We start from the raw sequence: 19,267 nt of genomic DNA on the forward strand, positions 1-19,267 counted from the left end.
TGCGCCCTTACGGAGTCGAATCATGTTCGCTGGTTTCGAGAAACAACAACGCCAGGTCAATGGCCTCACCATCAGCTATCGCATCAGCGGCAGTGGCCCTGCGCTGTTGCTGTTGCACGGCCACCCTCAGACCCACGTCATCTGGCACAAGGTCGCCGAGCAGCTGGCGACGGAATTCACCGTGGTCGCCGCTGACTTGCGTGGCTACGGCGACAGCGATAGGCCGGCTGCCGATGCTGAGCATTTGCATTATTCAAAGCGTGAGATGGCGCTCGACGCTGCCGAGTTGATGAAGTCCCTAGGCTTTGCGCAGTTCAGCGTGCTTGCCCATGACCGGGGGGCGAGGGTGGCCCATCGTCTGGCCCTCGATCATCCACATGCCGTCAAGCAGATGGTGTTGCTCGACATCGCGCCCACCCTGACGATGTACACGCAAACGGATGAAGCCTTTGCCCGCGCCTACTGGCACTGGTTCTTCCCCATTCGCCCGGCGCCATTGCCGGAGAGCCTGATCGAGGCCAATCCCGAACTCTTTTCTGCGCAGTGTGATGGGCAGCCGCAGCGCTGGCATGCAGCCGTTCACGGCAGAGGCGTTTGCCGAGTACCTGCGCTGCCTGCACATCCCCGGCAGCGCGCGGGGCATTTGCGAAGATTACCGCGCCTCGGCCGGCATCGATCTGGAACACGATCGTGCAGATATTGCTGCGGGTAATCAGCTGACGCTCCCATTGTTGGGGTTGTGGGGCGCCGAAGGCACCGTCGGGCGCTGTTTCGATCCGCTCAAGGAATGGCAGCAAGTAGCCACCGATGTACGCGGCAAGGCGTTGCCTTCAGGTCATTACATCGCTGAAGAAGTGCCGGAGCTACTGCTGGAAGAGGTGCTTGGGTTTTTTGCTGAACGCGTCTAGCCAAGCTCCATAAGTGGCGCAGCAACCGCCCGTTGATGCGATGTTATCCTCGCGGTTCCCACCGCCACGCATGCCATTTTGATGATCGACAAGAAAGGCTCCATGCCCCTCCCCGAAGACCTGCGGGTATTCCTCGCCGTGATCCGCAAGGCCGGTTTTGCAGCGGCCGCCGATGAGCTTGGCGTGTCGGCGGCATACGTCAGCAAACGTATTCAGATCCTCGAAAAAACCCTGGCGACCCGTTTGCTGCACCGCACCAGTGGCCGTATCACGTTGACCGACGATGGCGAGCGCGTAAAGGACTGGGCGGCGCGCATCCTGGGAGACTTTCAGCATCTGTCTGACGATCTGGTCGACGCCCATGACAACCCCCGTGGCCGGTTGCATATCTGCAGCACGTTCGGCTTTGGCCGCAATTACGTGGCACCCGCGCTGGCGTTGCTGGCCGACCGCTACCCGGAGCTGGAAATCCGCCTGGACCTGTTCGACCGGGTGGTAGATATCGTCAACGAAGGCTTCGATCTGGAAATCCGCGTGGGTGACGACATTCCCGGCCAGCACATCGGACGTCAGTTGGTTAGCAACCGACGTATTTTGTGCGCGGCGCCCGACTACCTCGAGCGTCGCGGAACGCCTGCGCAGCTGTGTGATCTTGAGCAGCATGAATGCCTCGTCCTCAAGGAGCGCGATAACGCCTTCGGGGTCTGGGTGCTGGAGCGTGACAGCTCGCAGGAAAGCGTGCGGGTCGGCGGCCCCTTGTCATCCAACAGCGGCGAGATCGTGTTGCAGTGGGCGTTGCATGTGATCTGGTCAACTGATTCCGGACACAGTTATAGAAGCTACGCCGCCATTTTTTTCCTGATCCACTGGCGTGCGGTATTCGTTGTAGCTGTGCAGCCTGACCTGGTTGGGGGCTGATACTTCAAATTGGCGGTCCAACAAATTCTCGGCAAATCGGGATTGCACGACGCTATGCCGATAAGGCCTTGGTCGACGCTGACAGCTTTGCAAACCCGCCTCGGCCATCAGACGACCAGCCAAAAACCTGCCAACCTGCTCACCCCGGGCTTTCAAGGCCGCTGACAAACTGCGAGCTCCCATTGATCGGCGACTTTGAGTGTGTAATTGAATCGCCTCGAACTTGAGCCGCTCTCTGTCGGGATCAACTCGATCTCGCTGCTTCAGATAGTCGTAATACCGGCCGCGGTTCATTCCAAACACACGGCACAAGTCAGTCACAGTAAAGCGCTCACTCAATTTCTCGATCAGAGTCACCGATCGAGGGAATCGGACATCAAGAGAGCGGTAGCCTTTTTTAGGATTTCCTTCTCGATTTCAAGCTTGCGAATTTTGGCATGCAGAGCTTGAATCTGTTGTTGTTCAGCGGTCATGGCATTAGCCGTTTCAGGCGTTACTCCCCCGCGCTCCTGCCTTAACTGCTCAACCCAGCGACGCAGTGCTGTTGCCCCGACACCCATAGCCTCGCAGGCCTGAGCGGTTGAATAATTGGCATCAAGAACAAGGCGGGCAGCCTCAAGTCTGAACTCGGTTGGAAACTGACGTTTTGACATCGGACACCTCATCGTTGAGCGGTAGGGTACCGCTCCTTTGGGTGTGTCCGGAATGATTAGGCCACATCAATGGGCGAGGGGTGTTGCTGCGTTCGATGTGGGATGTCAAACCGTTCCTCGATCAGGGCCGGCTGATTCAGGTGCTGCACGATTACGGGCAAAGCGCCAACGTGTGGGCGGTCTATCCCACGCGGCTTGCTCACTCGGGAAAGCTGAGGGCATGCGTCGAGTTTCTCCAAGCGCACTTCGCGCAGCTGTCGATCTGAACGTCGATTCTGGACAGGGCAGGGCGCACGGGATTGTGCGCCTGACCGTGCGGTTATCGAGATAGCCCTTCCATCACGACAACCACGGATTTGCGGCCAGATGCTCGCGTTCAAATGCCTGTATCTGCTCGCTGCGCTGCAGGTTGCTGCCAATGGCATCCAGCCCAAGCAACAGCGCGGTTTTGCGCAAGGTGTCGATCTGGAAGTGAACCACTTCATCCCCGTGCAGGAGAATTGTTTGTTGGTTCAGGTCGATGGTGATCCCGGACGTCTCCGGCTGCGCAACGATCTCGCCGATGCGTTGCACCGTAGCGGCCTCAAGGCTGATCAACAGCACACCGTTACGCTGGCAGTTGTCGTAAAAGATGCCGGCGAAGCTCGTGCCAATCAGCGCGCGAATGCCTCTCTGCCTGAGGCCCCAGACGGCATACTCCCGACTGGAACCGCAGCCGAAGTTCGGACCGACCACCATGAAGCGCGCACGCTGCCAGGCGGGTTTATTGAGCACGAATGCAGGGTCTGGCTGCCCTGACGGCAAAAAGCGCACGTCGTGAAACAGCCCGTGCTCCAGCCCGCTGCGGTCAATCCCCTTGAGGAATTGCTTGGGCATGATCACGTCGGTGTCGATATTGGCCGCCAGCATCGGCGCAGCGGTGCCGGTCACGCAGGTGAAGGGATTCATGCTCATACGCGTTCCCCTGATGGCCGAACATCCGTCAGATGCCCGCTGATTGCAGCGGCTGCCACCATTGCCGGGCTCATCAAGTGGGTGCGTGCACCGGCACCCTGACGGCCTTCGAAATTGCGATTGGTACTCGATGCACAGCGGTCTCCCGGGGCGAGTACATCATCGTTCATGGCCAGGCACATGGAACAGCCCGATTGGCGCCACTCGAAGCCGGCGTCCCGAAAAATGGCTGCCAGGCCCTCAGCTTCAGCCTGGTCGCGAACGGCGGTGGAGCCCGGCACGACCATGGCGCGCACGTGCGTTGCCACTTGCCTGCCGCGAATCACACTGGCTGCATCGCGCAGGTCTTCGATACGGGCATTGGTGCAGGAGCCGATAAACGCGTGGCTGATGACGATTTCATCCAAAGGCTCGCCGGGCTTAAGGCCCATGTAGGTCAGGGCGCGCTGCATGTCCGCGCGCAGGATGAGATCACTGACCTGCTGCGGGTCCGGAACCCGGGCATCAATGGCAGCCACCTGATCGGGACTTATGCCCCATGTGAGCATCGGGAGGAGGGTACTGACGTCGAGCGTCACCTCATGGTCGAACACGGCGCCCGGGTCGCTCCGCAAGTGGCGCCATCGTTCGACCGCACGCTGCCATTGCTCGCCTTTGGGTGCGCGCGGCCTGCCTTCCAGGTAGTCGAAGACTTTCTGGTCAGGTGCCATGAATGCGCCACGAGCGCCGGCTTCGACGGCCATGTTGCAAATGGTCATTCGCGCCTCGACGCTCAGGGCATCGATGGTCGCTCCGGCAAACTCGATGGCAAAACCCGTGGCACCGGACGCGCCGATCTGACCGATCAGGGCCATGATGACGTCCTTGGATGTCATGCCAGGCGACAAGGCACCCACGACGCTGATTCGCATGGTTTTCAAGCGTTTGTAGACGAGTGTCTGCGAAGCCAGCAGATGCTCTATTTCAGAGGTGCCGATGCCGAAGCCGAAGGCACCCAGTGCACCGTAAGTAGTGGTGTGGCTGTCGCCTGCGGCAATGACCATCCCGGGGAGAATGAACCCCTGTTCGGGGGCGACGACGTGCTCGATACCCTGGCGCTTATCAAGAATGTCCAACAGCTCGATCCCGAAGTCCTGACAGTTCTCGGCCAGATAAGAAACTTGCCGCGCACCACCCGCATCGGGCATGACGGCGGTCCGTTCAGGAGCGGTCCGGTTGACGTGATCGACCACCGCCAGCGCCGCCCCGGGACGCCATACCTTTCGCCCGGCTTCGCGCAAGCCGCTGAACGCCTGCGGGCTGGTGTATTCGTTGATGACCTGACGATCGATGTACAACAGGACATGACCCTGGTCGTCCAGCGAGCACACCGTGTGCGCATCAATGTGCTTTTGGTAGAGGGTTTTGGGGCTGCTCATAATGAACTCTCGGATGGGGGACACTCGCGGGGACACTTCCAACAGGATAGGGACCGGGGTAATACCATCAAGAGCCGCTTCGGAATCCATGGATCTACGATGCGTGTGTGACTGACGAGACCTCCTGGATCCGCAAAAGAGATGAGCGGCCAGTTGAATGATTGCGCAATCAGTATAGTATTTTCACCATCGGGACGTGAGCCGCGAGGAGCGCTCCCTTTTTTTAGCTGGACATGATTGCGCAATCATTACGCCGCCGACGTCCCGTGAAAGGTCCGCCGAGCCGCGTACGACACATCACAATAAGGAAAATAAAAGTGATCCCGACCGACCCTGAAGTGAGGACGAAAGTCCGCTACCTCATCCTCGTGATGATTTTCATCGTGACGGTGTTCAACTACGTTGACCGTGCCACCTTGTCGATTGCCGCCCCCGCAATGCGTGCGGATCTGGGTTTCGACGCGGTGACCATGGGCATTGCCTTCTCCGCCTTCGGCTGGGCCTACACCAGCATGCAGATCCCCGGCGGCATCATTCTCGACCGGTATGGCTCCCGCGCGGTGCTCGGGCTGAGCCTGATTGTCTGGTCGGCGCTGACCTATCTGCAGGGCTACGTCGACATGTTCAGCTCGGCGTTCCTGGTGCTGTTCGTGCTGCGCTTCCTGATGGGTGTCGCTGAATCCCCGGCGTTTCCGGCCAACAATCGCCTGACCGTCATGTGGTTTCCGCGCCATGAACGGGGCCTGGCGACGGCTGTGTTCCAGTCTGCGCAATATTTCGCCCTCGCCGTTTTCACGCCGTTGATGGTCCTGCTCCTCAACAGCTTCGGCTGGCAGCATGTGTTTTTCTGGACAGGCGGGGCAGGGATCCTGATTGGTCTGCTCTGGTTCAAGATGGTCCGTGAGCCCCGCCGGGACAAGCGCGCCAACCAGGCGGAGATCGACTACATCGAGGCGGGCGGCGGGTTACCCAACATGGGGGACGTGAAGACCCCTTTCAGCTGGAAGCGCGTTCGCGCGATCGGCGGCAACCGGATGATGCTGGGCGTGTATCTGGGCCAGTTCTGCCTGACGTCAATCACCTGGTTCTTCCTGACCTGGTTCCCGACCTATCTGATTGAAGCCAAAGGCATGACCATGCTCAAAGTAGGCCTGGTCGCCGCCATCCCGCCGATCGCCGGCTGCCTGGGCGGCATGATCGGTGGCGTCTGGTCGGACTGGATGCTGAAGAGGGGCTTCAGCCTCACGGCGGCACGCAAGACCCCGATCATCTCCGGGCTGCTGCTGTCCAGCAGCATCGTCATTGCCAACTACACCCAGTCTGTCGCGCTGGTCATCGCGGTGATGTCGCTGGCGTTTTTTGCCAAGGGCGTCGGCAATCTCGGTTGGTGCATCGTCGGAGATGTCTCGCCCAAACGCGCTATGGGCATCAGCGGCGCGATGTTCAACTTCTGCGGCAACATCGCCAGCATCGTGACCCCCGTCGCCATCGGCGTACTGGTCAACCAGATGGGATCGTTTGATTCGGCCCTTGTTTATGTTGCAGCGATGGGCCTGCTCGGGGCGTTCGCGTACCTCGTCATCGTCGGGCCGTTAAAAAGACTGGAAATCGACGACTTGGACGACCACGCGGTAGCACCGATTGTCGACGGCCCCGCAAAACCCGATCTCGCGAATTCTCGCGCCTGAATACCTCACCAGACCTCTCTTCAAGACCAAGGAGCGCACCATGCCCGTAGAACAACAAAGCACCATGTCTTCCGACGATGACCAGATTGCCTGGGTAAAAGTGTCGTCGGTGTTTCTGCCTCTGGCCAACCCGATCAGCGACGCCAAGGTGCTGACCGGCCGGCAGAAGCCGATGACTGAAATCGCCATTCTGGTGGCCGAGATCGAAACCCGGGACGGCCATCGTGGCCTGGGCTTCAGTTATTCCAAACGTGCCGGAGGCCCGGGCCAGTTTGCCCATGCCAAAGAGATTGCGCCTGCGTTGATCGACGAAAACCCCAGCGACATCGCCAAGCTGTGGACCAAATTGTGCTGGGCAGGGGCGTCGGTGGGGCGCAGCGGTCTGTCGACTCAGGCCATCGGTGCCTTCGACGTTGCGTTGTGGGACCTGAAAGCCAAACGCGCCAACTTGTCGCTGGCCCGCTTGCTTGGCGCTCATCGGGATTCGGTGCGCTGCTACAACACATCAGGCGGCTTCCTGCACACGCCCCTGGAGCAGTTGCTGCACAACACCGATATGTCCCGCGAGAAGGGCATCGGCGGCATCAAGCTGAAAGTGGGTCAGCCCGATTGGGCGCTCGATCTGCACCGCGTCGCGACCGTGCGCAAACATCTGGGTGATGACTTCCCGTTGATGGTTGACGCCAATCAGCAGTGGGATCGCCCTACCGCGCAGCGCATGTGCCGGCGCTTCGAGGAGTTCAACCTGATCTGGATAGAGGAGCCGCTCGATTGCTACGACGCCGAAGGACACGCCGCGCTGGCTCAACAGTTTGATACACCGATCGCGACAGGCGAGATGCTCACCAGCGTTGCGGAACACGCTGAATTCATCAATAAGCGCGGCGCCGACTTTCTGATGCCGGACGCTCCACGCGTGGGTGGCATCACGCCGTACCTGCAAGTCGCGGCCATGGCCGAGCAGGCCGGGGTCATGCTGGCGCCGCATTTTGCCATGGAGTTGCACGTTCACCTGGCCGCCGCGTTCCCGACAGAGCCGTGGGTTGAGCATTTCGAATGGCTGGAGCCGTTGTTCAACGAGCGCCTGGAAACCCGCGACGGACGCATGCTGGTGCCAACCCGCCCGGGCCTCGGGCTGTCGTTGAGCGAGCAAACCAGAGCGTGGACCGCACAGGTCGCCGAGGCAGGTTCGCGCCCCTGATTGCAGCGGTTCAATCCTTGCGTACATGAGCGAGAGCGCCTGCGAACGCGGCGCCCTTGCCAGCCGATCTATAAGAATAAAACGAGGACTTTCATGTGGAACACGTCAACGCTGCAAGCGCAGCCAGTCCGGCTGTCGCCACCGTGGTGCGCAGCCGGGTGCGCTATTAGATTCTGGCAATGCTGTTCATCGTTACCGCCATCAACGTGGGGGATGGCGCCACGTTGTCCATCACCGGCTCTGCGCTGACCGAAGTGCTGGGGATTAATTCGGTCACGTTGGGCTACATGTTTTCCGCATTTGCCTGGGCGTATGTGCTCGGGCAATTACCGGGCGGCTGGTTGCTCGACAAGTTTGGTTCGGTGCGGGTCTATGGCGTGTCCCTGTTTCTCTGGTCCACCATCACGGTGGCCCAAGGCATGATCGGCTTTTTATCGGTTCCCATGGCGATCGGCACTTTGTTCGTGCTGCGGTTTTTGCTTGGCCTGATCGAGGCGCCGGTGTATCCCGCCAATAGCCGGATTGTCGCCGCCTGGTTTCCGCTGCAGGAGCGCGGGCTGGCGACGGAGATCTTCAACTCCTCGATGTACATGTCAGTGGTCCTGCTCGCGCCAGCGATGGGCATCGTCGCGCATCGGTATGGCTGGGAACACGTGTACTGGTTCATGGGTGGGCTGGGCATCATCGTCAGTCTGGTCTGGTTCAAACTTGGTCAAGCCACCGACGGAGCATCCGCGGGTCAACAGTGCAGAGCTTGCGCATCTTTGTGACGGCGATGCTCAAGTGGACATGGACAAACCCAAGACAAAAGGTGATTTCGTGCCGCGTTTTCGGACCTGAAAGTGCTGCTGAAAAGTCCGATGATGTGGTCGATTTATCTGGGCAAGTATTGCGATACCTCACTGCAGTACATCTTCCTGACCTGGTTTCCGGTGTACCTGGTCAAGGGCCGCGGGCTCAACATCATGGAGGCAGGCGCTATTGCGGCGATCCCGGGAATTTGTGGTTTGCTCGGTGCATTGTGCGGCGGGGCAGTGTGTGACTTTCTCCTGCGCAAGGGCTTTTCTCTCTCCGTGGCACGCAAGATTCCGCTGGTGTGCGGCATGACCATGGGCGCCACTCTGGTGTTCTGCAATTTCACAGAATCGATGTGGGTGGTGACGATCCTCATGTCCCTCGCGATCTTCGGCAAGGGCGTGGTAGCGGTGGACTGGACTCTGGTATCAGACACCTCGCCCAAGCAAATCACCGGCATGGCGGGCGGTCTGTTCAACATGTTCGGCAATCTATCGGGGATATTTACGCCGATTGTGATCGGCTACATCGTGCAGTCCACCGGCTCGTTCGAAGGCGCCATGTACGTCGTGGCGGCGCATGCGCTGGTTGGCGCGCTGGCGTTCCTCAGCATGGGCAGCCTGCGACGTCTGGAGTTGCAGCCGCGCTAGTTCAACGCGCGTGGGGCATACTGTTCCCACGCGCGTTGCCCACCGAGTCGCCTGGCGCAGCGCTGCATCGGGCAATCACGGTGCTCGACATTCCGGCTTCATTTCCCGCTCGAGCGAGCGAGCGAATATTTAACTGGGTGCTTGTGGTCCCAAGCTTTGTTAAATTCCCTTCGACACAGCGTGTCTCAGAGCTGAGCCAGCCCCCAGTGTTGAATCCGGAATCCTTCATGCCCAAAAAATCAGGCGGGCCTGCCCAGCAGGAACTGTCGTCCGTGCCGAGAAAGCCTTCCAGTCTCACGTTGATCGATGTTGCCAAAGTGGCGGGGGTGTCGCCCATGACCGTTTCACGGGCATTGCACCGACCTGATCTGGTGAGCGAGGACACCCGCGAAAAAGTGCGCGAAGCCGTGCGAAAAACCGGGTATGTGCCCAACATGCTGGCGGGCGGGCTGGCGAGCAACAAAAGCCGTCTGGTCGCGATCTTTTTGCCCACTATCGCCAACAGTATTTTTGCCGACACCGTTCAAGCCCTGATGGATCGGCTGACTCAAGCCGGTTATCAGACTCTTCTCGGGCTTACCGGGTACGACGCCGAGCAGGAAGAAAAGCTCCTGGAAGCGGTATTGGGGCGTCGGCCGGACGGCATCGTGCTGACCGGTACATTACACACTGCGTCCAGTCGTACCCGACTGGCGCAGGCGGGTATTCCGGTCGTGGAAGCATGGGACTTGAGTGAAGACCCTATCGACATGCTGGTGGGTTTCTCCCATGAACGGGTCGGGGAAGAAACGGCTCGGCATTTACTGCGAAAAGGCTACAGGCGCTTCTCCGTCGTGGCGATCAGCGACCCCCGGGGTCTGCGGCGGTGCAATAGCCTGATCGCCGAACTCAAAAGGCACGGCATCGCCGATGTACCCATGCAATTGCTCGCGCCTCCGGCGACGTTGCAAGTGGGACGGGAAGGGCTGGCTGGACTGCTCGAACGGGGCATCGATACTGACGTGGTCGTGTGCAGTTCGGACACAGTCGCGCAGGGGGTGCTGGCCGAGGCGGCGAGTCGTGGTCTTCAGGTCCCCAAGGGCCTGGCGGTCATGGGGTTTGGCGATCTGAGCAGCGCAGCTCAGGTGTATCCGGCGTTGTCGACGGTCAGCGTCAACGGCAGTCGCATCGGGTTGCAAGTAGCCCAAGCCTTGCTTGACCGGTTTCAAGACCACACATCCCCCAGCACGCGCATCCGTGTTGATACCGGTTTTGCTTTGATTGATCGCGCTAGTACTTGATGCGGTTGCTTGAACACTCACTCAGACCGGTATTTCGGTCGGCCTCCGCATCCCGCGATGGTAGGGCCTCTGCGCAGCGACACTTTTGTCCTGGGTGTGTAAAAACCTGTTCACGAATCCTTGCTACTTGCAACACTAAGCGGGTTATGAACGTTCCCCGCTTGAAAAGGCCAACGCACGGGGTGTGAGTCAGCGGAGCCTCTCGACACACCAGCCGATATTCGGCGCCGGCTATGAGCGGTTGTTGTCGGCTTTCTTGTGGGCATTCAGGCTCATCTTCAACGCCGTTTGCTGTTCATCCCGGCGCCCCAGCGTGTACATCGGTAGCGTGCGGCCCCGGGTGACGGCTAGCAGTTCCCACCCCAACTTTGAGCAACTGGTTGAGCAAGTCATCATCGTCCGTGGTCTGAATCTCGGTAGCGTCTTCGAAGCTCATGGAGCGCTCCTGTTGCAAATGGTTGCCGCTGCGAAGTGAACGGCGCGGGCTTGATCCGTTTTGGACTGCCCCCAAGAAGTTGGACACCAATCCGACCTAATGGGGGGTGTTCAAATGGCCAAGTATTCAGAGCAATTCAAGCTCACCGTCGTCAAAGCGTACCTTGCAGGCAACATCGGCTTTCGCAAGGTGGCCAGCCAGTTCTCGATCGATTTCAGCCTGCTTCGACGCTGGGTCGCCAATTACAAGAGCCATGGGCACACAGGCCATCGCAAGCTTGGGAACAGCAGCATTACAGTGACGGTCTAGCCCCGCGTGTTCCCACAAGAAGAAAGCCTGCTGCCATGCCCAAGAAGCCTTATCCCACCGAACCCGTAACCGCTGACGATACGCACAAGACACGCGACCAGTTAATGGCCGAGCTTGAATACCTGCGCATGGAGAACGCTTACCTAAAAAAGTTGGAAGAGTTGAAGGAGCAGCAACGACGGCAAAAGAAAAAGCCCTGATCGTCAAACAACTGAGGAACCGGTTTCCGATGTGCGCCCTTCTGACGCTGGCGGGCCTGGCGCGCAGCACGTTTTACTATCAGGCTCAGGTGCAATCCAGACCCGATCCAGATGCTGCTCTAAAGCAGGAGATAGAGCGGATTTATCACGAGGAGAGAGGTCTTTATGGAGCTCGGCGCATCACGGCGGTTATCCGCAACTCAGGCACGTTGGTCAACAAGAAGGTTGTGGAGCGATTGATGGCTGAATTGGGCCTGAGATCAGTTGTGCGACCCAAGAAGTACCGCTCCTATAAGGGCACCGTCGGGAAAATTGCGCCGAATTTGCTGNGTACAACGGTGAGATCGTGGCGTACGAAGTGTCTACCAGGCCGTGCTTTGAGCTGGTCACCAATATGTTGGACAAGGCTCTCCAGCAGTTGCAGGACGAGCCGAAGCTTGTGATGCACTCGGATCAGGGCTGGCAGTATCAACACGCGCAGTACCGTCAAAAGCTGGCGGTAAAGGGTGTAAAGCAAAGCATGTCGCGTAAGGGAAATTGCCTGGACAATGCCGCAATGGAAAGCTTCTTTGGTACGCTGAAGTCCGAGTTTTTCTATTTGAAACGATTTGAAAGCATAGAAGAGCTGAAGGCAGGTCTGGATGAGTACATCCGCTACTACAACAATGACCGCATCAAGCTGAAGCTAAACGGCTTGAGCCCCGTAAAATACAGGGCTCAGGCGGCGAGCTAAAACTGTCCAACTTTCGGGGGGCAGTCCACCAGCCGAAGTAAATAGGTAGCTGTCCATTGCCAATACCCCATAGGTCACGCCGCCTTCCACGACGCGTATTTCATAGTATTCACCTGCCGCACCGAGCGCGATGAACAGTGGCAGGTAATGCTCATCCGTAGGATGGGCGCGCTCAGCCGACGGCGCGTATTGCTTGTAGTCCAGCAGTTGGTCCAGGTCGCCCGAAGCCAGAGTCTTAGCAGTCTAGGCAGCGAAATCCTTGACGTACTGCGCACCATGAGGCATGGCACCGCGGAATTCGTACAGATTGTGAGTCAGGCTGCCCGAGGCCACGATCAGTACGTTCATGTCCCGCAGAGGTTTAAGCGCCTGGCCCAACTTACAGGCTTCGCGGGCATCAAGCGAAGCAGGCATTGAGACTTGCACCACTGGAATGTCTGCGTCAGGCGCCAGGTACAGCAATGGCACCCAAGCGCCGTGATCCAGTCCCCGACTGGCGTTCAGGCTGGACTTCCACCCTGAGGCATGGAGCATGTCCACGATCTTTTCCGCCAACGCCGGTGCACCTGGCGCTGGATATCGAATCTGGTACAGAGCGTCGGGAAAACCACCGAAATCATGAATGGTAGAAGGTGCGATGCTCCCGGTAACGCCAATCTCGCCGTGGGTCATCCAGTGTGGAGACAGGATGACGATGGCGTCGGGGCGCGGCAGTTCGCTACCGACCTCGGCAAGATGTTTACCAGCCAGACCGGGCTCGATTGCAAACATGGGAGCACCATGAGACACAAACAGCAGCGGGAAGGACGTGTTCAAGGGGCGTACTCCGTATTGAATTACTTCTTGAGCCAGGCGGGAGCAACCGAAGTCCCCAGGCCGGCACCGTAACCGAGATAGATATTGAAGCCTACCAGTGGCTCCAGATAACGCGCGTTGACTAACCCGCCCGCATCAATGGTGTTCCAGCCCATGCTGCGTGCGAGTGCTACCGCAGTCTGTTTGGCACGTTCACTATCGCTGGCGACGGATACGCTGCCTCGCTGGTTGTCGGCAAAAAGAGGGCCGTCGTCCAGCACCTGAGCGAACAGAGTGTTGAAGGCTTTGACAACCTGTGCGCCAGGCACTGCTTTGGCTATTTCTTCGGCGGCACTTGTCACATGACCAATGGTGAGCGACATGTAGTCAGCGCTCAGTGGGTTAGTGATGTCGATGACCACTTTGCCGCTTAAATCGCCCAGACTTTGGAGCGCAGAAGCTGCATCCGCAAATGCGGTTGCTACGATGACGGCGTCGCTGTCGCCCAATGCGTCGTTGGCGTCATAGGCGTTGACGTTGGTCAACGATGCGGCCACAGCCTTTGCCTTGTTCAGATCGCGACCAGTGATGCGGATAGCGTGACCAGCAGCACTGAGTTGTTTTGCGAATGCCGAGCCCATGTTGCCGGTACCGATTAATGTAATTTTCATAGCTACCTTAGGAGAGGTGGTTTGCCTTTTCGATGAGGTCAGTTTATAGCGTTGAATAATGAGATAACTATGGTTAATAGTTCCACTGAGCGAGACAATCATGGATCGCGCACTTGAGATGCTGGTGTTCTGCACCGTGGTCGACAAAGGGACCTTCGTTGGCGCGACGCACCCGCTGAACATGTCCAAGGCCGCCATTTCACACTATGTCAGCGGGCTCGAAGAAAGACTGGGTGCCCGATTGTTGCATCGCACCACGCGCCGACTTTCGCTGACGGATGAAGGACGGCAGTTCTACCATCAAGCAAAAGATGTATTGGCCATGATGGATGCGGCGGAAGAAGCCGTATCGTCTGCAGCGCCCGAGCCCGTCGGGGTGTTGCGAGTCAACGCACCGGTCAGCTTCGGCGTTTTGCACCTGGGCCCGATCTGGGCGGAATTCATGAAGGCCTATCCAAGGGGCGAACTGGATATCAGCCTCAATGACAGGCTGGTTGATCTGGTAGAAGGAGGGGTTTGATGCAGCAGTACGCATTGCTCGCATGGAAAGCTCCTCGTTGGTCGGGCGCCGTCTGGCTACGACGCGCATGTGCTTGTGTGCCTCGCCAGAGTATCTTCAACGACATCCTCCTTTAATGACCCTGACGGACCTCGGTACGCATCGTGTCGTCGCTGACACGAACTTCGCCAGTGGCAATGATTGGGAGTTTGACGGCCCGGCTGGACCTGAGAGCGTGCGCACGCGATCGGTCGTCCGGTGCAACAATGGCGACACATGTCATAGCATCATGTTGGCGGGGGGAGGTATTTCCTTGCAACCGAGCTTTATGGTGGCTAGGGATCTACGTGCTGGGCGGTTAGTGGAAGTTCTTCCCGAATATCGCTCTATCGAGCTTGGCGTCTACGTGGCTATCCATCGCGCAAGCATTTGCCTCCAAAGTTGCGAGCTCTGGTCAATTTTCCTCGCTGAGCGATTTGCGCATCCGGCATCGGATGTGTGACGTGGAGGCGTGAAAAAGCCCCGCCGATGAGGGAGAGAACCATCGGCGGGGCAGGAAGTCGTAGACGTTTCTGTCCAGGCAAATGCCCTCAAGCGTTGTTGAGAAAACGTCTGAGGTCGTTGGCGAACTTCTCGGGGTTCTTGAAAGCCAGAAAATGATCTCCGTGCTCGTCTTTCTTGTAGACGTGCAATACCGAGCCTGCGATCACCGAATTCATCCAGCGCTGGCTGTGCAGCCAGTCGCTGTATTCGCCAGTAAAGATCGCGGTGGGCACATCGACCTTGGTCCGGATCACATCGCGCCAGTCGTTGGTGGTGTGATCGAACAGCACCTGTGCGGTATAAGTCATGTCGTCCTTGATCACCGCCTGCGCGAGACTTAGGACGTTATGAAAATACGGCGATGACAGATCGACCGCTCTTTCAAGCACCCGAGTTGCGGAAATCAGCATGTTACTGGTGCCGCCGGTATATGAGGCGATCATGCGTTCCGGGGAAGTCGTGAAAGCTCCCGCCTCAAGGCGTTCCTCCTCGGTCCAGTCGGCGTGGCAGTAAATGGATGGCGCCTGGTCAATAATACTGAGGGTGCGAATGCGCTCGGTCCCGAACAAATCGATGTAGGCCCACATGACTGACGCCCCCATCGACCAACCGCAGTAGTCGGCCTGGTCCAGCCACAGATGCTCGGAAAACTCTTTCACGTCCATTGCATAGCGAGCAATACGGTTGCCAAAGCTTACCTTTTGCGACAAGCCCTGATTGCGTACGTCTAGCACGTAAACGTGGTAGTGCTTGCTTAACAACTGCATCAGGTGGAAGTACATCGCACCGTTGGCTGACCAGCCGGGAATAAATACTAACGGTCTGCCGCTCCCGGCCTCCCAGTAGCAGAGATCAACTGCGTCGCTTGTGGTAAAGCTGCCGATCTTGATGTCTGCGAAGTCTGATGCCCTGGAGGGCTGACCCGGAATGTCGTGGGGGAATTTAAAATCTTCGCTCAGTAAATCGCGAAGCGAAAGATGTTGTATTGGGTAATCCACAGAGTGCTCCTGGAGAAGGCTGAGATTGCGACATATGCCTTCCGGCATGTCAGACGATGTCGTCGACCACGCCGCCGTCGACCCGAAGCGAGGCGCCAGTGGTAGCGCTGGCTTGAGGAGAGCAGACGTAGACGACCATATTGGCGACTTCTTCGGTAGACGCAGCACGCTGGATAATTGAGCTGGGACGGTGCTCCATCACGAACTCTGCGGCCACTGATTCCAGTGACTTGCTACCACGCTGCACTTCGGCCTGCAGCATATCGGCCAGGCCGTCGGACAAAGTCGGCCCGGGCAGCACGCTGTTCACCGTGACGCCGCTGCCGGCGACCCGCTTTGCCAATCCTCGGGCCAGGCCCAGCTGCGCTGTTTTGGATACACCATAGTGGATCATGTCGGCAGGGATGTTGCGGGCCGATTCGGATGCAATGAACACCATCCGGCCCCACCCGTTATCTACCATGGCTGGCAATAACGCACGACTCAGGCGTACCCCGGACATCACGTTGGTTTGCCAGTATTGGTCCCACACCTCATCGTCGGTTTCAAAGAAGTCCTGAACGCCGTAGATGCCAGCGTTGTTGACCAGTACGTCGATCTTTCCCGCAGCGTCAGCCAAGGCAGCTGCGCCTTGTGCGGTGCCCAGATCGGCAGTGGCACCCATGACCAACGCCTCTGGTAATTCTGCTTTCAGACGTGCCACTGCGGCATCCACAGATTTGTCGCTGCGGCCGTTGATGATGACAGTGGCGCCGGATTCAGCCAGGCCTCTGGCTATGGCATAGCCAATACCGCCGGTGGAAGCGGTGACCAGTGCGCGTTTACCGTTTAGATCAATTTTCATGCTGATTCCTCAAGAGCAAGGATGAGAGGTTCGAGCCCTCTACCAAACTAGCCGACTCCTCCCAGCGTGGTCGCAGTCAAACGAACTCCAGCACGTATTGAACTGCCTTGCGTGGTTTCTGTGGCCAATTGGCCTCGCCGGCATAGCCGACGGTCACCATCATCACCGGAATTTCATCAGCTGACAGGCCGAAGGCGTCGGCGACCGCGCCTTGGTCAAAGCCAATCATGGGCGCCGACACCATACCGAGGTCAGTTGCAGCGAGCATCAGGGTCATAGCTGCTAGCGAACCGGAGCGAATGGCCTCGTCGCGTTGCAATGCGGGGTTTTTGCTGTACATGCCTTGGGCGGCACCTATCCACATGTCGAATACAGCCTCATCAAGGATACCGGCATCAACGGCGGGCTTGAGCGCGGCAGGCAGGGTGGCATGCGGCTTCAGGGTGCCGCACACGATAAAGGTGACCGCTGCGTCCACAACCTTCCGCTGACTGTAAGCCAGCGGCAACAGGCGCTCCTTGGCTTGCGCGCTACGCACAGCTACGAAGCGCCAGTTCTGCAGGTTGAAAGCCGACGGCGCGCGAGTCGCCAGATCGATAAGCTCGGCAATCTGCTGATCGGAAAGCTGGCGCGTGGGATCGTAGCTGTTGGCAGAAATCCGGTGTTTGATGGTTTCGACAATGGCAGACATCGTTATCTCTTTGAAAGCAGGTAAAGGGCTGACGGCGGCGCAGACCAGGATTGCATTCGGATCTGCGCAGGTCGCTGCTATCAGCGGCTGAAGCCGTCGAACGGCGTCATGTACACAGCACCGAACGGATCGAGACGCTTGCGAACTTCTGCGTCGGGCGTGCCGTATACCGTCAGGCTGGTGATGGTGCACAGCTGCAGGAAGCGCTCGCCGAAAGGTGCGAAGGTGGTATCGACGTGGCTGACTACAGCGTCGGCCCTGTAGCGCTCCAGAATATGCGCGGTGCTGTTGTCTTCATTGACGCTGTATTCGTAGATCAGGGTGCCGGGCTCCTTCTGGGTCTCAGGAACGATTTTGGCAATCAGGGCTTTGAATTCAGCGAATTCCTCAGGCTTTACCGAGAGGGTGAACAGGCAGGAAATATACGGATGCATAACAAGGTCTCTAGATGCTGATGCTGGATGTAGACGGGCAAGGCAATGCACCGCTCAAACGGCCGGTGCATTTATGTCATACAGACACGTCAGGACTTGTCAGGAGCACCGCCGAACAGCTTGCCGGCACCCGCCCAATCCGAGGGCGCGACATCTTCGAAAATGACGTAGATGTAATTGGCATCGGTACCCGTATTCTTGACGATGCTCTCGGTGATCTCTTCGGCAACCGCTTCCTTGGCGGCGTGCTCTTTACCTTCGAACCAGCTGACACGTACTACAGGCATGGGATTTTCCTCTTGAGTAAAATCAATGATGAAGTCGGCGGCCTTCCAGCCTTCGTTCTGACTTCACGCTCGCAGGCAAAAGGCAGATGTTCCAGCGAACAGACGTGGAGGCCAGGTCACTTTTAAGATAAATCCATGCTAATGTAGAAAGCGTTAGCGATAAACAGCCCATGACTCTCATCTGGGTAGATATATTGTCTGCAATGGTCGGTTCGTATGCTTCCTACAGACTCCCTCCAGGGTGTGCTCACCTTCGTCGCAGCTGCCAATGCACACAGTTTCACCGAGGCCGCCGAACGCCTTGGCATTTCCAAGTCAGCGGTTGGCAAATCCATTGCGCGTCTGGAGGAGCGTCTGGGCACTCAGCTTTTTCATCGCTCCACTCGACGTATCAGTCTGACCGCTGACGGCGAAGCGTATTTCTCTGCATGTTCTGCCGGCCTGGAAGAAATAATTACTGCTGAGCGGGGTTTGGGGCCGGGAGATCGCGAACCTTCAGGCCGGTTACGGGTTGATATGCCAGTGGCCTTCGGACGGCGAGTTGGGGCACCGTTGTTGTTTGAGATCGCAAAGAAATACCCAGCGCTGCAACTCAATATCACCTTTTCGGACCACTTGGTTGATCCCATCGAAGAAGGTATTGACCTACTGGTGCGCTTTGGCGAACCCAAGGATACCCATGGGCTGATTGCGCGCTTGCTTACACGTCAGCGCTGGGTCATCTGCGCGTCGCCAGGCTATCTGGCTCGGGCAGGAGAGCCACGAAGCCTCACAGAGTTGGCGACTCATCATTGCATCGTGGGCCATCGACGCGGTCAGCCCTTGAGCTGGCGCGTGAATCTAAACGGAGAAACTGTCCGCTACGCGCCACCCTCGACTCATCAGATCGGCGACGGTGAGGTCATGATCACCGGCGCTGTTGCCGGGATAGGGCTGTGCCAGATGCCGCGTAGCCTGCTGGAGGACGACATTGTTGCCGGCAGGCTGGTGGAAGTATTGCAGGACTTTGAGCCAGAGGCGGTGGATGTCCATGCCGTGTGGCCGAAGGTTTCACATTTGCGGCCCAAGGTCCGCTATGTGGTCGACGAACTGGTAAAGGTTTGCGAGGACTGGTCCTGACGACATGAATGCTTTCAACTATTCACGTTTCACGTTGACTTCCCGATGCCCGGAAGCAGTCCTGCCGCACGCGGCCCTTCTGTGCAGGTGGAGCATTTGCTGAATCATCAATGACACGCCATGGGAAATCACTGGCGAAGAGTAATCCATCGTAACTGTTACCTGCGCGTCGGTGGCAAGGGTACCAGTGAGCGAGGTGGTGGTTGATAAGGCCCTGGATGTACGTGTCAGGTTGCGCGAAAG

General features: G+C 58.2%; 16 protein-coding genes and 7 pseudogenes. 12 read left to right on the forward strand and 11 right to left on the reverse strand.

What is annotated here, in order from left to right; genetic code table 11:
- Positions 1 to 22: 22 nt before the first annotated feature.
- Together KBY02_RS06415 and KBY02_RS06425 are read left to right on the forward strand one after the other, a co-directional pair.
- A pseudogene (locus KBY02_RS06415) lies at positions 23 to 908 on the forward strand (alpha/beta fold hydrolase).
- 102 nt (positions 909 to 1,010) lie between these two features.
- Positions 1,011 to 1,826, forward strand: a complete 816-nt coding sequence (locus KBY02_RS06425) for a LysR substrate-binding domain-containing protein (protein ID WP_374954518.1) — start codon at positions 1,011 to 1,013, stop codon at positions 1,824 to 1,826.
- Here the strand turns inward: KBY02_RS06425 and KBY02_RS26395 are convergent.
- Together KBY02_RS26395 and KBY02_RS06435 are read right to left on the reverse strand one after the other, a co-directional pair.
- Complete coding sequence (locus KBY02_RS26395) at positions 1,719 to 2,120, reverse strand: IS3 family transposase (protein WP_225650235.1); 402 nt, start codon at positions 2,118 to 2,120, stop codon at positions 1,719 to 1,721. The genes KBY02_RS06425 and KBY02_RS26395 overlap by 108 nt on opposite strands.
- A 59-nt stretch (positions 2,121 to 2,179) precedes the next feature.
- Positions 2,180 to 2,479, reverse strand: a complete 300-nt coding sequence (locus KBY02_RS06435) for an IS3 family transposase (RefSeq protein WP_011266541.1) — start codon at positions 2,477 to 2,479, stop codon at positions 2,180 to 2,182.
- 65 nt (positions 2,480 to 2,544) lie between these two features.
- Between KBY02_RS06435 and KBY02_RS06440 the strand changes: the two are divergent.
- Positions 2,545 to 2,745: pseudogene (locus tag KBY02_RS06440) on the forward strand (LysR substrate-binding domain-containing protein); the annotation flags it as partial.
- A 73-nt stretch (positions 2,746 to 2,818) separates the two neighbouring features.
- On the opposite strand, the gene leuD reads toward KBY02_RS06440, so the two are convergent.
- Together leuD and leuC are read right to left on the reverse strand one after the other, a co-directional pair.
- Positions 2,819 to 3,433 carry a 3-isopropylmalate dehydratase small subunit gene (gene leuD, locus KBY02_RS06445; protein ID WP_024641767.1) on the reverse strand — a complete coding sequence of 205 codons (615 nt, stop codon included), beginning with the start codon at positions 3,431 to 3,433 and terminating at the stop codon, positions 2,819 to 2,821.
- Positions 3,430 to 4,851 carry a 3-isopropylmalate dehydratase large subunit gene (gene leuC / locus KBY02_RS06450; RefSeq protein ID WP_024641766.1) on the reverse strand — a complete coding sequence of 474 codons (1,422 nt, stop codon included), beginning with the start codon at positions 4,849 to 4,851 and terminating at the stop codon, positions 3,430 to 3,432. The genes leuD and leuC overlap by 4 nt, the downstream gene beginning before the upstream one ends.
- 371 nt (positions 4,852 to 5,222) lie before the next feature.
- On the opposite strand from leuC, the gene KBY02_RS06455 reads away from it, so the two are divergent.
- The 7 genes and pseudogenes from KBY02_RS06455 to KBY02_RS06480 all read left to right on the forward strand — a co-directional run.
- Positions 5,223 to 6,539: an MFS transporter gene (locus KBY02_RS06455; protein ID WP_046236274.1), complete on the forward strand. Its 1,317-nt coding sequence runs from the start codon at positions 5,223 to 5,225 to the stop codon at positions 6,537 to 6,539.
- Between the two features lie 40 nt (positions 6,540 to 6,579).
- A complete protein-coding gene (locus KBY02_RS06460; RefSeq protein WP_024641764.1) occupies positions 6,580 to 7,740 on the forward strand; it encodes an L-talarate/galactarate dehydratase in 1,161 nt (386 codons plus the stop codon).
- A 179-nt stretch (positions 7,741 to 7,919) separates the two neighbouring features.
- Positions 7,920 to 8,795 (forward strand): annotated as a pseudogene (locus tag KBY02_RS06465) (MFS transporter); the annotation flags it as partial.
- Positions 8,796 to 8,813: 18 nt separating this feature from the next.
- A complete protein-coding gene (locus KBY02_RS26400) occupies positions 8,814 to 9,185 on the forward strand; it encodes an MFS transporter (protein WP_328585991.1) in 372 nt (123 codons plus the stop codon).
- 227 nt (positions 9,186 to 9,412) lie between these two features.
- Entirely contained in the window at positions 9,413 to 10,465 is a 1,053-nt protein-coding gene (locus KBY02_RS06470; RefSeq protein WP_024641763.1) for a LacI family DNA-binding transcriptional regulator, read from the forward strand.
- Positions 10,466 to 11,015: 550 nt separating this feature from the next.
- Positions 11,016 to 11,739, forward strand: a pseudogene (locus tag KBY02_RS06475) (IS3 family transposase); the annotation flags it as partial.
- 1 nt (position 11,740) lies between these two features.
- Positions 11,741 to 12,143, forward strand: a pseudogene (locus tag KBY02_RS06480) (IS3 family transposase); the annotation flags it as partial.
- Here the strand turns inward: KBY02_RS06480 and KBY02_RS06485 are convergent.
- Together KBY02_RS06485 and KBY02_RS06490 are read right to left on the reverse strand one after the other, a co-directional pair.
- Positions 12,096 to 12,959 (reverse strand): annotated as a pseudogene (locus tag KBY02_RS06485) (DODA-type extradiol aromatic ring-opening family dioxygenase). The pseudogenes KBY02_RS06480 and KBY02_RS06485 sit on opposite strands and share 48 nt — an antisense overlap.
- 20 nt (positions 12,960 to 12,979) lie before the next feature.
- Positions 12,980 to 13,609 (reverse strand): NADPH-dependent F420 reductase, encoded by a 630-nt coding sequence (locus tag KBY02_RS06490; RefSeq protein ID WP_024642388.1) that lies wholly within the window; start codon positions 13,607 to 13,609, stop codon positions 12,980 to 12,982.
- Positions 13,610 to 13,709: 100 nt separating this feature from the next.
- Between KBY02_RS06490 and KBY02_RS06495 the strand changes: the two are divergent.
- Positions 13,710 to 14,610: pseudogene (locus KBY02_RS06495) on the forward strand (LysR family transcriptional regulator).
- Positions 14,611 to 14,698: 88 nt separating this feature from the next.
- Here the strand turns inward: KBY02_RS06495 and KBY02_RS06500 are convergent.
- The 5 genes from KBY02_RS06500 to KBY02_RS06520 all read right to left on the reverse strand — a co-directional run bounded on the left by KBY02_RS06500 (position 14,699) and on the right by KBY02_RS06520 (position 17,905).
- Positions 14,699 to 15,649 carry an alpha/beta fold hydrolase gene (locus KBY02_RS06500; RefSeq protein ID WP_024642371.1) on the reverse strand — a complete coding sequence of 317 codons (951 nt, stop codon included), beginning with the start codon at positions 15,647 to 15,649 and terminating at the stop codon, positions 14,699 to 14,701.
- 49 nt (positions 15,650 to 15,698) lie between these two features.
- Positions 15,699 to 16,493 carry an SDR family NAD(P)-dependent oxidoreductase gene (locus KBY02_RS06505; protein WP_024660247.1) on the reverse strand — a complete coding sequence of 265 codons (795 nt, stop codon included), beginning with the start codon at positions 16,491 to 16,493 and terminating at the stop codon, positions 15,699 to 15,701.
- Between the two features lie 76 nt (positions 16,494 to 16,569).
- Positions 16,570 to 17,184 carry a nitroreductase family protein gene (locus tag KBY02_RS06510; RefSeq protein ID WP_024642369.1) on the reverse strand — a complete coding sequence of 205 codons (615 nt, stop codon included), beginning with the start codon at positions 17,182 to 17,184 and terminating at the stop codon, positions 16,570 to 16,572.
- Between the two features lie 80 nt (positions 17,185 to 17,264).
- A complete protein-coding gene (locus KBY02_RS06515; protein ID WP_046236254.1) occupies positions 17,265 to 17,618 on the reverse strand; it encodes a putative quinol monooxygenase in 354 nt (117 codons plus the stop codon).
- Positions 17,619 to 17,707: 89 nt separating this feature from the next.
- Positions 17,708 to 17,905 carry a tautomerase family protein gene (locus KBY02_RS06520; RefSeq protein ID WP_024642973.1) on the reverse strand — a complete coding sequence of 66 codons (198 nt, stop codon included), beginning with the start codon at positions 17,903 to 17,905 and terminating at the stop codon, positions 17,708 to 17,710.
- A 216-nt stretch (positions 17,906 to 18,121) separates the two neighbouring features.
- Here KBY02_RS06520 and KBY02_RS06525 point away from each other — a divergent pair, with 216 nt between their 5' ends.
- Positions 18,122 to 19,024 (forward strand): LysR family transcriptional regulator, encoded by a 903-nt coding sequence (locus KBY02_RS06525; protein ID WP_024642972.1) that lies wholly within the window; start codon positions 18,122 to 18,124, stop codon positions 19,022 to 19,024.
- The last annotated feature ends 243 nt before the right edge of the window (positions 19,025 to 19,267 follow it).

The sequence above is a fragment of the Pseudomonas sp. P129 genome, assembly GCF_020312195.1.
Lineage (GTDB): Bacteria > Pseudomonadota > Gammaproteobacteria > Pseudomonadales > Pseudomonadaceae > Aquipseudomonas > Aquipseudomonas fragariae.